This window comes from Mucilaginibacter flavidus (genome assembly GCF_024055575.1).
GTDB classification, from domain to species: domain Bacteria; phylum Bacteroidota; class Bacteroidia; order Sphingobacteriales; family Sphingobacteriaceae; genus Mucilaginibacter; species Mucilaginibacter flavidus.
Genome location: NZ_JAMXOE010000006.1, coordinates 40,529 through 55,474, shown reverse-complemented (window position 1 = coordinate 55,474; position 14,946 = coordinate 40,529). Strand labels below are relative to the sequence as shown.

At 42.8% G+C, this 14,946-nt stretch carries 11 protein-coding genes; 2 read left to right on the top strand and 9 right to left on the bottom strand.

The window, feature by feature from the left end; translation table 11 throughout:
- The first annotated feature begins 80 nt into the window (after positions 1 to 80).
- Positions 81 to 1,457 carry an MATE family efflux transporter gene (locus tag NAF19_RS11690; protein WP_252790233.1) on the top strand — a complete coding sequence of 459 codons (1,377 nt, stop codon included), beginning with the start codon at positions 81 to 83 and terminating at the stop codon, positions 1,455 to 1,457.
- Here the strand turns inward: NAF19_RS11690 and NAF19_RS11685 are convergent.
- From NAF19_RS11685 to msrC, 6 genes are all read right to left on the bottom strand, one after another.
- On the bottom strand, positions 1,454 to 3,760 hold the full coding sequence (locus tag NAF19_RS11685; RefSeq protein ID WP_252790232.1) for a glycosyl hydrolase family 95 catalytic domain-containing protein: 2,307 nt from the start codon (positions 3,758 to 3,760) through the stop codon (positions 1,454 to 1,456). The two genes, NAF19_RS11690 and NAF19_RS11685, sit on opposite strands and share 4 nt — an antisense overlap.
- 27 nt (positions 3,761 to 3,787) lie before the next feature.
- On the bottom strand, positions 3,788 to 4,696 hold the full coding sequence (locus tag NAF19_RS11680) for a histone deacetylase family protein (RefSeq protein WP_252790231.1): 909 nt from the start codon (positions 4,694 to 4,696) through the stop codon (positions 3,788 to 3,790).
- Between the two features lie 387 nt (positions 4,697 to 5,083).
- On the bottom strand, positions 5,084 to 6,364 hold the full coding sequence (gene kynU / locus NAF19_RS11675) for a kynureninase (protein ID WP_252790230.1): 1,281 nt from the start codon (positions 6,362 to 6,364) through the stop codon (positions 5,084 to 5,086).
- Between the two features lie 34 nt (positions 6,365 to 6,398).
- Complete coding sequence (locus NAF19_RS11670; RefSeq protein WP_252790229.1) at positions 6,399 to 7,001, bottom strand: DNA-3-methyladenine glycosylase; 603 nt, start codon at positions 6,999 to 7,001, stop codon at positions 6,399 to 6,401.
- Positions 6,998 to 7,645 carry an alpha/beta hydrolase gene (locus NAF19_RS11665; RefSeq protein WP_252790228.1) on the bottom strand — a complete coding sequence of 216 codons (648 nt, stop codon included), beginning with the start codon at positions 7,643 to 7,645 and terminating at the stop codon, positions 6,998 to 7,000. The genes NAF19_RS11670 and NAF19_RS11665 overlap by 4 nt, the downstream gene beginning before the upstream one ends.
- Positions 7,642 to 8,121 (bottom strand): free L-methionine (R)-S-oxide reductase MsrC, encoded by a 480-nt coding sequence (gene msrC / locus NAF19_RS11660; RefSeq protein ID WP_252790227.1) that lies wholly within the window; start codon positions 8,119 to 8,121, stop codon positions 7,642 to 7,644. Before msrC ends, NAF19_RS11665 begins: the two co-directional genes overlap by 4 nt.
- 98 nt (positions 8,122 to 8,219) lie before the next feature.
- Between msrC and NAF19_RS11655 the strand changes: the two genes are divergently transcribed.
- A complete protein-coding gene (locus tag NAF19_RS11655) occupies positions 8,220 to 8,468 on the top strand; it encodes a hypothetical protein (protein ID WP_252790226.1) in 249 nt (82 codons plus the stop codon).
- 232 nt (positions 8,469 to 8,700) lie between these two features.
- Here the strand turns inward: NAF19_RS11655 and NAF19_RS11650 are convergent, their stop codons facing one another.
- The 3 genes from NAF19_RS11650 to NAF19_RS11640 all read right to left on the bottom strand — a co-directional run bounded on the left by NAF19_RS11650 (position 8,701) and on the right by NAF19_RS11640 (position 14,671).
- On the bottom strand, positions 8,701 to 9,417 hold the full coding sequence (locus NAF19_RS11650) for a Dph6-related ATP pyrophosphatase (protein WP_252790225.1): 717 nt from the start codon (positions 9,415 to 9,417) through the stop codon (positions 8,701 to 8,703).
- A gap of 365 nt (positions 9,418 to 9,782) precedes the next feature.
- On the bottom strand, positions 9,783 to 11,417 hold the full coding sequence (locus NAF19_RS11645) for a RagB/SusD family nutrient uptake outer membrane protein (protein ID WP_252790224.1): 1,635 nt from the start codon (positions 11,415 to 11,417) through the stop codon (positions 9,783 to 9,785).
- A gap of 20 nt (positions 11,418 to 11,437) precedes the next feature.
- Complete coding sequence (locus NAF19_RS11640) at positions 11,438 to 14,671, bottom strand: SusC/RagA family TonB-linked outer membrane protein (RefSeq protein WP_252790223.1); 3,234 nt, start codon at positions 14,669 to 14,671, stop codon at positions 11,438 to 11,440.
- Positions 14,672 to 14,946 lie beyond the last annotated feature (275 nt).

Here is a 14,946-nt window from a genome sequence, read left to right as displayed (position 1 = left end):
ATAATTGAAATTCTTTTCTCAGGGCAATTTTTGATTAATAAGTATGTACTACCTTAGCCTCAAATCGCCGACTTTTATTCATGACCTTTTTTAAAAAATATAGACCACATTACCAAACTAACCTTGCGCTGGCTATTCCTGTTGTAATATCGCAATTGGGCCATACGTTGGTACAGTTTTCTGATAGTGTAATTGTTGGCCATTTTGCAGGTACCATAAGCCTGGCAGCTGTGTCCTTAGCAAATAGCATTTTTATTATTGTAATGGTAATTGGTATCGGTATCTCCTATGGCTCAACGCCTTTGATAGCGCAGCTAAATGGAAGAAGTGATTTCGATGAATGTGGTAAATTACTGTCCAACAGCCTGTTTATAAATTTAATAACCGGCGTTTTACTTTTTGCGGCCATTGCAGGCTGCTCGTCTTTTTTGCTGGAGCACCTCCATCAAAATAATGCAGTTATGCTCCAAGCCAAACCATTTTTAATATTACTTGGGCTGTCTGTTATTCCTATGCTGGTTTTTAACACCTTTAAACAGTTTGCCGAGGGGCTGGGCTTTACTAAACAAGCCATGCTGATATCAATATGGGGAAACGTATTGAACATTTGCCTGGGGATAATATTTGTAAAGGGATTATTTGGTGTGTCGCCCATGGGAATAAAAGGCGTTGGATATAGTACGCTGATAGACCGCTGTGTTATGGCAACTGCAATGGGATTCTATGTATTTAATTCAAGCCGCTTTAAAAAATACCTGGAAAGTTTCGTTTTTACACGGGTAAGCTGGGAACGTTGCCTGCAAATTTTGCGCATCGGGGCTCCGGTGGCATTACAGTATGCCTTTGAGATTAGCGCTTTTAGCGGCGCGGCCATTTTAATCGGTACAATAGGCTATCATGAGCAGGCTGCCCACCAGGTAGCCATCAACCTTGCATCAATGACCTACATGATGGCCAGCGGACTTTCGGCAGCAGCGGCAATAAAAGCAGGTAACCACTTTGGTGCAAACGATCATCAGAACCTCCGGCATTCGGCTATATCGAGCTACCATATCGTATTGATGTTTATGCTGGTGACAGCATGCATTTTCACACTTGGCAATCAGCTACTACCATGGATGTATACTACAGATAAAGTAGTTATATCTATTGCATCACAGCTACTTATAATAGCCGCAGTATTCCAGTTATTTGACGGCACACAGGTTGTTGGCCTGGGCATACTACGCGGCATGGGCGATGTGAATTTACCTACGTTTATCACCTTTTTAGCGTACTGGGTTTTTGGCTTGCCGGTCGGTTACCTGCTTGGTATTATATTTAATCTAGGTGTTAAAGGCATCTGGTATGGTTTAACACTAGGACTAATGGTATCAGCCATCCTGCTATTTTTGCGTTTTCAGTTTATAAGTAAAAAACACAGGGATAAAACCATCGCAATTATTGCGCAGGATTAAGTTGTCGACCTAGTGCCATTTTTTATGGTTATCTCGCCTTTAGTTTTAAACGCTAATTTAAGGTAGCCGGCTTTATTGCTTACTACCCGCACTCCCTTTTTGGATCGCACAATAAAGGTTTTAAATGGTAGCTTAAATTTAGTTGAACCACCATTTTCGGACATTATCTTTACTTCGTCTACCTGCCCCCCTAATTTTTTAGCGCTCACCAAAAATGCCCCCTCGGCTCTTAACGTTTTAAAGGAAATATCTTTCCAACTATCAGTTACTGCCGGGAAAACTTCTATAAACCCGGCATAACTTTGCAATAGCATTTCCTGAAGGCCGGAAGCGAAAGCAAAGTTCCCTTCTAGGGTAAACGGCCGGTAGGTAAATTTTGACAGCCCTGATTTTGTTTGGTCGCCGTTTAGGTGAAAACTATTTACAGAACAAAATGCTTTTGCAAAAATACCTAATGCGTTGGCGGCTCCTGCCCCATCTTTTGCACGGGCCTTCATGCTGCCCAGCCATGCGTAAGAGTAGCCACACCAATATGCCGGGCCAATGCTATCCAATTGATGGATGGTATTCTTAATTATCTTTTGTGACATCGGGCCGTCCTCCCATTTTATTAGACCTAACGGATAAATTGACATAGCATGAGAAAAATGCCGATGCGATTGATTATAGGCCATGGTTGGTGCAAACTTCAGCTCATTATTTGCGGTAAGGGCAAAATCACCGAATTCAGCGGATATCTTACGCCAGTGGGCGGCTTCTGCATTTTGTCCAAGTTCTGTTGCCAGCTCGGCCGCAGCGCGGAACGTAAACTTCATCAGCGACAAATCATAATTAGTATTTTGAGGAAACCAGGCACTTAATGAATTGTCGTTAATCTCAGGGCTCGAGCTCATGGGCAATTGGCGCTTACCATCTTTACCGGTAATTGTTAGGTGTTCCAGAAAAGTTGCCGCGTCCTTAATCCAGGGATAAGCCCTGTTTTTTAAAAACTGCCTGTCCATGCTATAGCGCCATTGCAGGTAATAATGCTGACCGAGCCACGACGACACCGTAGGAGACAGTGAATACTGTATCCACCCACCCATTTCGGTACCATCCAGGGTTGTTACACCAGGTACAGCAAGACCCGGTTCATTAAAATACATTTTGGTATACCGCTTATAATTGGCTTTATTGGCATCCAGGTGATTGAGGTAGCCCATACCCTCTTCCAAATGATTGCTGCTGTATGATGGCCAATAGCTAAGCTGAGTATTTAAATCGTGGTGGTAATCACCTTTCCAGGGTGGTATACGGCCGTTGTCGGCCGTCCATACGGCCTGTAATGAAATTGGCGGGGCGTCAGCCCGGGCCGCCGAACCAAATTTATACTGCTCCAGGTACCATTGTTTTTCGAGAATACTGTCCGGAACATGGATGGCCGATTTGCTCCAAAACTTTCTCCACCATGACTGATGGCTGGAAAAATCATCTTTAAAGGTATGTTGTAAAGCTTGTTCGGTCAGTACCGATGCTAGTGGATTTACTTTTTTATCGGCTTTTTGCGAAGATATGCACCAAACACCTTCCACGCTGTTACCTGTTCTTTTCCACCGCACGTTAACTTCATATTCAAAACCACCCCATCCCTGCTGCTCGTAAGTAATACTGTTTTCCTGTCGTTTTACTGTACCCTGTTTGTACCCCAATTTGGATAGATCATCCCCAACCAGCGAATTTACCTCGCCTTTTGTCGGTGGGGCCTGGTATAAAGGCGGTACTATTTGAGGAACGAAATCTAACGGCACGTTTTCAAATCTGAACCAGCCAACGGGGGTCGTAGCTTTCACATAAGTTTTTAATATAGTGCCATTTATCCATTTTACCTCACAAAGAGCATTGTTTATTGACAGGTGTACCGATTTAACTTTCCCCCATGCTTTGGTATCAAACTCGAGCCCTGCGCCCGGTATTTTTGATGGTGCAGGTTCATTGTCGTAAGGCTCGTCGAAATATTTTTGTACCTGCTCATAGTTGGTTTTTTGCACAACCTGTTCGTGCACCCATTGGTAACTGAATTCTTTCCGGTGCAGACCTTTCATTGGGCGTTCGTCCCAGAGATCAGCCCTATCCAGCGAGAAGCGCAAGTGGTTTTGTTTTTGCCAGATGAGCGCCCCCAATGTTCCGTTACCCAGGGGAATACCTTCGTCCCACCGGGCTGCAAGAGAATCAAACTTTAGGTCATGAACTCCAGGCTGGGCAATTCCACTCACGTGAGTCAGCGTTAAAATCGTAGCAATAATCAGTTTAATAAATTTCCGCATTCTATTATAAATGTGTTAGTTGTGTTGTCAAAAATACATTTCTGCCGCCAGCCTGTAAGTATTGCAATGCGCGTTTACAATATCCCTGATGTCCGGCGAATATCCGCCACCCATGCTAACCTGTATCGGTATTTTATTGGTTATACATTGCTCAAAAACAAACCGGTCCCGTTCTTTACAGCCCTCAATTGTCAATGCCATCTTGCCTAATTTGTCGGACGACAAAACATCCACGCCGGCAAGGTAAAATATAAAATCCGGCTTTTGCCGATTTATCAAACCGGGCAGCGTTTGTTTTAGTAAATGTAAATATTCTTCATCTGCCACACCATCCGGCAGCGCAATGTCCAAATCAGATTGCTCTTTCCGGAATGGGAAGTTGTTGGCGCCATGCATCGAAAATGTAAACACTTTTGGATTCCCGGCGAATATCTGGGCAGTGCCATTTCCCTGGTGCACATCTAAATCTATTATTAAGATAGAGGAGGCCAAATTGTTATTTAATAGATATTTAGCAGCAATCGCCTGGTCGTTTAACAGGCAAAAGCCTTCTCCCCAGTTTGTACCCGCATGGTGGGTGCCGCCGGCAACGTTAAAGGCAACTCCAAATTCTTTTGCGTAATGGCAGCCATCAATTGTGCCCTTTGCTATCCGTATTTCGCGCTCGACAAGCCTGGCCGACAATGGAAAGCCCGTGCGCCTTTGTTCGCGCGGCGGAAGGGTTAAATCGCGCAGCTGTTCCCAGTAGGTTTCATTGTGTGTCCACAGAATAATTTGCTCATCAAGCAAGCCCGGCGAAAATAAATTATCAGCATCAATAAGTCCTTCATGTAACAACTGTCCCGGTATCAGCTCATATTTCAGCATGGGGAAACGATGGCCTTCTGGTAAAGGATGTGCATAAATCGGATCGTAAGCTATTTTTAAATTGGTCATAAGTAATTCGCTGCACTGTCATTGGTCATTCAACTCTGTTTTATTTAAGCCTTAACTGAACGCAGGAGACTTCAGTAGTAACACTATCTGCTGGTTTGCGGATAATGTTACACAATCGGTTGTGATAATAACCCAAAAAACGTTGCTGTTCACAGTGAAACATATAGAACAGGGTGGAACGGTAAAACGTCGATACCCTTCGTCAAAAAGTTCATTCATGGGCCAGAGAAGTTGTTTTTAGTCTTAATACATCGTCAAAAACGCAAAAATTACTGACAAAACCGTGTCAGTATTTCCTCATTTTTATTTCCGAAATTTGCCGCTCCATGATAAACGACAGGTTAAAAAGTCACATACCCTTTAATAAATCAAAGTTGTTTATTCCATTTACAACTTCACTCCCTCACTCAATATCTGCCCAAATTCAAATACCTGTCTAAAACTATTATACAATGGTACAGGGCTTATGCGGATAACGTTTGGTTCGCGCCAGTCGCCTATTACGCCGTTATCGGTAAGGTAATTGAAAGTGGCTTTTGCGTTTTGCTTGCAAATAATAGAAAGCTGGCAACCGCGGTCCTGTTTATTTTGGGGGGTGATGATCTTAAAAAGTTCGTCGCCGTTAGCCTTGTTAACTTCGTTTATAATAAACTCCAAATAAGCCGTCAGGAGCTCGCTTTTTTTCCGGAGAGGCTCGATGTTACCTGCTTGTTCAAAAATGTCCAGGGCGGCTTTATGTAGCGTCAGGAGCATTATTGGACTAGTGCTTACTTGCCATCCTGCGGCGCCGCCGTCGGCTTCAAATACAGGCGGCATTAAAAACCGACGATCCTCGCGGTGGCCCCACCAACCGGCAAAACGGTTCAATGAATTATCGCTAAAGTGCTTTTCATTCACGAATGCTCCACTTATCCCGCCAGGCCCCGAGTTCATATATTTGTACGAGCACCAGCAGGCAAAATCCACATCCCAGTCATGTAACTTCAAAACCACGTTGCCCGCGGCATGTGCCAAATCAAAACCAGCAATGGCGCCGATATCATGGGTAGCCCTGGTTATTGCGGGCATATCAAAACACTGGCCGGTATAATAGTTTATGCCGCCAAATAACACCAGTGCAAGTTCGTCTGTATTGTCGGCGATCGTTTTAAGGATATCTTCAGTCCGTAAGGTGTGCTCACCAGTCCGCGGAAATTGTTCAATAATCGCCTGTTTTGGGTCGTAGCCATGAAATCTGACCTGGCTGGCTAAAGCATATTGGTCAGATGGAAAGGCGCCGCCTTCCATCAATATTTTAAAACGCTTTTTCGTTGGTTTATAGAAACTTACCAAAAGCAAGTGAAGATTTACTGTAAGCGAATTCATAATGGTTATTTCTTCGCTTTTTGCGCCCACAATACCTGCAAGTGTGCCGGTGAGTTGTTTATGATAACCAAGCCAGGGATCATCTCCCGCGAAAAAACCATCAATAGCCAGGTCTTGCCAGTTACTCATTTGGTCGTTAATATACTGCCGGGCAGTTACAGGCTGCAATCCTAAGGAGTTACCGCAAAAATAAATCGCGTCCTTCCCATTGTGTTTCGGCGCAAAAAATTTACCCTGGAAATCTTTTAGCGGATCCTGCTCATCCAATTTGATGGCATACTCCAAAGTGTTTTGGAAATTCATGGTTCAATATTACAAAAAACCAAACAGAGATGATTTATTTGTTGGGTTTGCTCACGTAAATATTCCCTTTTACATAAAAACGATAAGGCAGCAATGCATCTTCACCGGCGTAGTCAACGCCTACGCGCGGAACGGCGGCAACGCTTTGATCCGGGAAAGTTAATCCCCTGTCCTCGATCCAAATGGTATCACTCTGAAGACTAAAGGCATTAATAGCGCGCGAGATTCCCAGTGCTTTTGCAACCGAGCCCGGCCCCATATTAATAGTTGGTTTGTTAACCGGCATGTTGCGCCTTACCTGCATTACTTCCAAACCCTCAGTCGGCTGTATGGCGCGGATTAGAACTGCGTTTGGGTTGCCTTCAACATTGGTAACGATATTAAACATCTCGTGAATACCGTAACAAAGATAAACGTAAGCAATTCCACCGGCCTTGTACATTGTTTTTGTTCTGGGGGTAAGCCGGTTGCCATAAGCGTGTGAAGCTCTGTCAATAACGCCGTTATAGGCTTCTGTTTCAACAATATAACCGCCGGTAAATACACCGTCGATACAGGTAAATAAATACTTACCAATCAGGTCGCGACTTAAAGCAACCACATCCGGGTTATGGTAATAGGTTGCGGGTAACTTCATTCTGCGAGGATATCTTTTAGTATTTTACTGATCTCATCCGCCCGGTTAAATATCATAATATGGGTACCGCCCTTTACTATAATCGCGTCCCTTATTCGCCGGTAATCAAAAACATGATCCTTATTACCGGTAATGGTGCATACATTTTGCGGGATGATTTTATTATTCCAGGTCACCGTTGCTCCCATAGCCCATTTTACAAATCCTGGCGATGAGTTTTTTAACATATCATTAAACAGCCATTCATCGGCTTCATTCATTTTGCCAAATACAAACCTTATCATAAAACCCAATGACGTTACCAGTTTTCCGGGGATTAATTTGTAAACAGGCAATATGCGAAACAGCGAGAAATACGCAGGTGCTTCGTCAATTGTTTTAACGCTGGATATAAGGACTGTTTTTTTTAGCGGCAGGATTTTCGAAATTTCAATGGCCAGCATTCCGCCTAACGAATTGCCGATAACCACCGATAATGGCGTTATATTGTATTGTAAGATAAGCCTTTGGGCATAAGTTTTTAAAGTATCTGTTTTATCGGGTTCAACCCAATCAACCTTAACAACATCATGGCCGCTTAAATCAATTTTGTTGTAGGCCCTGCTATCAGCGCCAAGCCCGGGTATTACAAATATTTTGCTCATTTAAAGTTTACCAACTCTATGATCTGCTGAAGATATACAGCGTCGGTATCATCAAACTCGTCTAATTCGCTACTGTCCACATCCAGTACTCCAACAACTTTGCCATCGTTAAAAAAAGGCAACACTATCTCCGATTTTGAAAGCGAACTGCAGGCAATATGACAGGGAAATGCATCCACGTCCGGAACTATCAAGGTTTTTTCCTGTTGCCACGCGGCCCCGCAAACTCCCCTGCCTAAACCAATACGTGTGCAGGCAACCGGCCCCTGGAATGGCCCAAGTACCAGTTCATTACCTTTAACAAGGTAAAATCCAACCCAAAACCATTTAAACTGCTCCTTTAGCGCGGCACATACATTGGCGAGGTTGGCAATTAAGTCCGGTTCACCGGTTAACAAGGCTTCAATCTGCGGGAGTAACGATCGGTATTGCTCCGCTTTATTAGTTGATGTGGTGATGTTTAAATCTTCTGCCATAATACAAAAATAGACAAGCCCCGGCTAAAGTTAATAAGCCCAATCTCATATTTAATGTTTTATTTAGCAAAATAGCAATCCGTTACTAAATTTATGCCATGAGAATCATCGCCGAACTCCCCCATCCCGAATTCAAAATATCTATCCTCAATATGAACCGTAAGTTTATAGTTAAGATAGAGCAGGGGAGCTACGAACAAACCTACAAAATTGCCGAAGCCGATTTACTTGACGGTGTAAACAGTGTATTCGAACTATTGGATGAAGAGTTTTTAAAAACCGTTGCCACCCGGTTTACCGCCATGCGGTCAGACTTTAAGGAAACCTACAGTCGCTATAACTATTAATTTATTTAACCTACTGTAACTAATTGATAAATAATAAATTAGCCCATATAATAAAAGACTACAAAATTTTATTTGGCAAAAATGTCAGTTTTTGACTTCAATTAACAACTTAAGTTCTAATAAATCATTTGGGAATACAGATTTAAACAATTGATTATTAAATTATTATGTGCAATTTAAAATCCTTACCAAATTTAATTCTGTGCCCTAAAAGTGCCAAATAAATAGGAAGTCAAGCCAAAATTAGGTCTTGATACCAAAATCCGGTGAGCTTGTTTTCAGCTTGTGAATGCACGCCGTCGTCATCTGTTTTAGGTGATTTAAATTCTTTAAACACCTTCTCCCCCAACTTATATTTTATTTCGTTTTTAAAGATCGGTCCTTTAAATGCGAAGGTATGAAACTCACCGTTTTCGCCGCAAACATCAACACCAGCAGGCAATGAGGCAATAAGATTAGGGCTTACCTCCTGCCCTGCCAGTTCGCCCAGTTGTTGCTGGGTGCAGGCTATTACGGTGCCGAAACCCAGGCTTAAAAACTCGTTTATCAGCTCATGAGTGTCGCGTTTCCACAATGGGTAAATTCCAAGCATATCTACTTCGGCCAAACGCGCGTCGCGATAGTCTTTCAAATCCTCTAAAAATATATCACCGAAAATAGAGTGGGTTATCCCCTGCTGTTTGAAAAAATCCAGGTGCCCGCGCATGGCATTATCATAGGTTTCCATGTCCGGCATTTCGGGCAGGCGAATTTGATATAGTGGAATACCAATGCTTTCAGCCTGCGCAATTAAAAGCTCAACCCGCACGCCGTGCATTGATATCCTGTCGGCCACATCATTTATGGTGGTGACAAGGTATTTAATATCGATGTCCGGGTTTTGAAGGGAATGGTATAAAGCCAGACTACTGTCTTTACCTCCGCTCCAATTGAAAATACACTTTAACATAATAATCTTTTATGGCAATTGCCTATGGCAAACATATCCTAAAAAATTTTAACGTTAAAGTGAGTTCGATATAAGAATTGGTACACCACAAAACCTTACTTCGCCTCACCTAAACGGCGAAGCCCTCATGTAATAATGCTCTCCAAAGGAGAGGACTTGAGCTTCGCTCTTCGGAAATTCCATTTCAGAACCCTCTCCTTTGGAGAGGGCGGGGTGAGGCGACGACCAGCTATTGTGGTGTCGCCCGCAAACCAAAGCATCGCGCTCTTATATCGAACTCACGTAACGTTAAACAAAAAATGGCCGCACAATTTTCATGTACGACCATCATTGTAAACATTAACTGATATTATAAGAACGAGGTATTATTTCGGATTCTTAACAGGCGCACTTCCGGCCCCCGGTGGGTTTAAAACCACTTCGTCCGCAGGAACGTCCCAATAATCAAGGAAATTGTAGTTGATTGTTGCATGTGTGCTTAATACGCCGTTTGGTGACAGTACTACCGCATTGGTGCGGCCACCACCTTCAGAAATATCATAGATCACACCCCATCTCCTGGCATCATAAAACGCCGTGCCTCTGAATAGCAATGACAGGCGGCGTTCTTTCCGCAGTTCTTCAAGCGCCTGGGCTAAATTTAGGCCAGTGTTTGTAACTTTTGGTAACCCGGCGCCCTGGTAGTCTCTAACATTTTCAATGCTTGCCAAACCTAATTCTATCTGGCCGGTGTTGATTAATGCTTCGGCTTTCATCAGCTCGTTTTCTTCGTATGACGGACCGATGTAAACTTCCTGGTTGCCTGGCGTTTTGTCGGCTAACTGAATGGCGCCATTATGAGGCACCACGTCAATTTTTGCATCATATAGTTTCCAACGTGTACTAAATGTAAATCCGCCAACCTGGTTAAAGAATGGGGTAACCTGCTGGAAGTTCTCAGCAAGGCGCTTGTCGTTTGGCTTAATATCCTGCACAAGCCGCTCACTTATGGTAAAGCTGCTGGCAGTTTCGTCGCCGGAAGTGTTTGCGGCAACTGATCCTCCACCCGGCGAAAACACAAAGTTGTTGGTTGTTGTAAATCCGGCAAAAACATTGTCAGATGCCTGGATACCAGTATTGGCAAGGGCTAGTATAGCCTGCCAGTTGGCCGCAGTCATTACGCTTGTGCGCGTATTTGCCAGCAGGTTGCGTGCCATTAGGGTGTTAATACTACGGACAAACATTGCCGGGCTTGGTACCTGGCCATTACCTACCTGGAAGAATGACGGTATTAATTTACCCATCAATGCAATATAGGTATCGTTAGCGGTTATACCACTTAAAATAGAAGCTGCCTGCTGCAGGTTTTTGTTCGACTCTGCAATTAATGCTGCACTGTTAACATATGTTGGGTTGGTAACACTTATTCCATTATTAATAATACCGGAATAATAAACCGAACCAAGCCGAGCATAAGCATAACCCTTCCACCAGTAAGCCCAAGCTTTAAATGTAGCGACTTTAGTGCCAGCGTCCCCGGACAGCGGAACTGTGCCGGCAAGTGCCAGGATCTGATTACAAGCGTTATTTAACCCATACATGCTCTGCCATTCATAGTAGAACATGTTTTGACTTTGCTTGTCGCGGGTGTTATTAAGCCTTAAATTTGCTATTTGTGGCTGAGTGTTCACCACTTTTGTACCGTCATCCAATATTGCATAATCCGGTACATTCACCAGGTTCACGTTCTGGTTTGCCGCCTGTGCAGAAACATCGTCTGCCAGTAATTCATGGAATCCGTAGCATAACGAGAAAAAACTATCGCCTAACCAGCCATCGCCATTAACAAAACCATTAATATAAATACTGCCGGCGGCAAGTGATGTTAGTCCCGATTCTGTTTTTGCCTGTTCAAGTGTGGGTGAATTGGGATTTTTTACATCCAATTCCTTTTTGCAGGCGGTTGTCATTGCTAAACCAGCAACAAAAACCGTTGTTATAATGTGTTTATATTTTTTCATTTTTTTCTGATTTAAGTCGATTAAAATCCAAGATTTAAGCCAATTTGATAAGATTTACTGTTAGGCGTTGAATCATGATCCACTCCCCTGTCAAACGGTGAGTTTGATGCACCAGAGCTTATTTCGGGGTCGAAGCCTTTATACTTGGTAATGGTCAACAGGTTGCGCCCTGTAAAGGTTAACACGGCCTTTTTAAACACTTTATTGCCCAGTACTTTGGAAAAATCATACCCAAGTGAGATATTTCTTAACCGCAGGAATGATGAACTTTCATAAAAATAATCCTTCGTGCCGTTTCTTGCACCGTTTATGCCGCCTATAATATTGGCATAAGCGCTCCTATAATAAGATGTATAAGCACCAGAAGTTCCGCCGATATCAACAGATTTATCATAATCGCCACTGATACCATCACGGTATTGCCATTCCCTGGTTTGGTTATAAAGGTGGCTGCCATAAACCCAGTCAAACTGGAAACCAAAGTAAAGCGACTTATAATTAAAATTATTTATAAAAGACGCGTTAAACTTTGGGTTTGGATCACCAAAAGAACTAACCTCATTTGCAAATTGAATGCCTTTTGTAGCTATATCTACAACCCGGCCATCAACAATAGTGTACTTACCATAATCAGCCGGCTGTATATATGGCACGCCTTTGCTGTTTGTTTCGTTCACGCTGGTTAAAGCTTTATTACCGTATATCTGGCCAATTTTTTGACCTGCTACCAGGGCTAACTGGGTGCTGCCCGCAGCGGTGGTAAGGATAATTGGCGGCCCGCTTGTATTGGTAATGGTGGTAGTTTGGTTACTGAAATTGGTGGTGAAATTCCAGTTAAAATCTCTTGTTCTTAATACCCCAAGGTTCAACGATGCCTGGAAACCATGCGAAGAAAGACCAATAGCATTTGTTTTTATAAGTGAACCACCTGTTGAAGGAGCAGTATTTATGCTGTAAATAACGTTACTTGCTTTACGGCTCCAGTAGGTGGCGCCGATATTAATTTCGCTGAACCAGTTACCTGATGCACCTTTTATAGACAGGTCGGTTCCAATTTCGTATTCCTTCGATACCTCCACCTTTAAGTCGGGGTTGGCAAGTGAGGTTGGCAGGTTAAACGTTAAACTTGAGCCCAAGTTTCCGGGGTTTATAGTAGGATACCGGTCAAATGGCTGTGGCTGTGTTCCAGCTTCGCCAAAACCGCCCCTTATCTTAAATTCAGGGAACAAATTTCCTAAACCTGAATTTTTCCAGAAACCAAAAGACGAAGGCCTGATGTAACCATTCACGTTAGGGAATGTAAACGGTTTTGAACCCCCGCCAAACGCTGATGAATAATCACTCCTGAAACCACCTGCAACGCCACCATAGTCGCCAAAATCAATTTTTTGGTTTACTATAAAACCGTAAGTTATAAAAGGGGTGGTATAATCAAATGATACTGCTTGGGTAGCCGTTTGGTTAAAGTTATAAATGGCATACACCGGCAACTCCAAACCGTAGCTGTTGAATATTTTATCTACGTTTTTCCGGTAATCATACCCTAACAACGTACTTGTAGTAATTGGCAGGTTGATATGAAAGTCTTTTTCAAAATCAGTTTTAATAACTGCCGATCCGTTAAAGTTTTGAAAAGTTGTGCTGTTGGTGCTTTTATCTAACTCACCATTTGGATCGGAGGCGAAAGCTCCATAGTACGAACCAAGGTCGATAGCGGTAAGTGTTGCAGCCTGATTTTTGAAAATAGTGTTTTGTTCAGTATGCTGATAATTCAGACCATATTTAGCATTCAAGGTTACAAACTTATTGATCTTGTAATCAGCCTGTATACTTTGCAGCAGGTCTTCGCGGTTAGTAACCCGGTTTGCCCATTGCGTGTAGTAATTAGGATTAGATCCGTTAACGCTGATGGTGCCCGAGTTTAATGATAACGGGTAGCTGCCATCCGGATTTTTTTGATTGAAATCATAAAACGGCGATGCATTTAACACATCGAATATACCACCGGCGTTGCCGATGCCATAATTGGGGTTCAATGTGTTTTTAGTATAAATAAGTTGGGTTACAGAACGGATTGTAAACCCTTTAAACAGTTCGGCGCCAATATTTGCCGTTAAGTTCGTCCTGTCGTTGTAGCCATTATTCTTGATGTTACTTTGCTGGTGGTTGTTTGACAGCGTTAAGGCATAATCAGATTTGTCGGTAGCGCCTGAAAAAGCAACGCTATTATTAGATGTGTATGCGGTTTTGAACAATTGCGCAAGGTGATCGTAGTACTTTAGGTTTGTTCCATACTGCTGGTGCGCAATATTCAGCGGGTTCGACATAGCGGTTGGTGCACCAATTGATGGATCGGCGCCGTGGGCCCATTGAATGCCAAGGTACCTGCCGTCCTGGTTTCTAACAATAGGGTTTCCGCTGGCATCAATAAAAATACCATTGGCATCTACCTTAAAACTGCTCAATTTAGCCTGGTGAACATCTCCCTGGTTAATATAGTTGCTGCCGCTATAGCTCGACGAAACGTCAATATGGTTTTTACCAGATTTACCTTTTTTTGTAAATATCTGGACAACACCATTTGCGCCTTGCGCGCCATAAATTGTAGAGGCAGCAGCACCCTGAACAATTTCGATGTGGTCAACTATCGCCGGATCGATCTGGCTAATGTCAGTCGTGCGCGATTCGATACCGTCAACCAGGATCATAGGCGATGTACTACCCTGTACAGTATTGATACCACGCAGAATAATGTTAGTCCGTGCTCCCGGAGTACCATCAACCGACGAAATTTGGGCACCGGCAACCTGGCCAATCAAACCCTGGTCAATTGACGCTTGCGGCGAAGAAGTTAATGCTTTACCCGAAACCGACTCAACGGCTATACCTAACCGGGCCTTACTTGTTGCGATACCCGAACCGGTAACAACAACTTCGTTTAATTGCCTTGAGTCGGGGTTCAATGTTACATTCACAACTCCGCTTGTGGGTATTGGTACATCTGTTTTTTGGTACCCGATAAAAGTAAATGTTAACGTAGTAGCCGAAGACGGCACACTTAACGAGAATTTTCCTTGTACAGAGGTCTGTGTTCCGATTTTGGAACCTTTAGCAACAACACTTACCCCGGGCATGGGTAAGCCATCATCTTTTGCAATAACCGTTCCGCTAACGGTACGGGTTTGCGCCTGGGCATAATTGCCGGCCGCAAAAAGCAAAAGAAAGAAAATACTGAGGAGTAGATTTTTCTTCATTCTGAAATGATTAGTTAGTTAATAGTTAATAGTTAATTAATCCACAATCTATGTTGTAACATTTGCATTACAAATAGCTAATGAATTTTTAACGAAATCGTATTAAATCCGTGATTTCAAAAGAATTATTGCAATAAATATATTATTTATGTAAATTTATTGTTACAATAATAATATATTAATATAACTAACCATATAGTTAATTTAAAAAAAAAGGACTGTTAATGAAAATATTGAATAGAAATATGCGAAAATTTTGTTTCTGATAAAAAAAA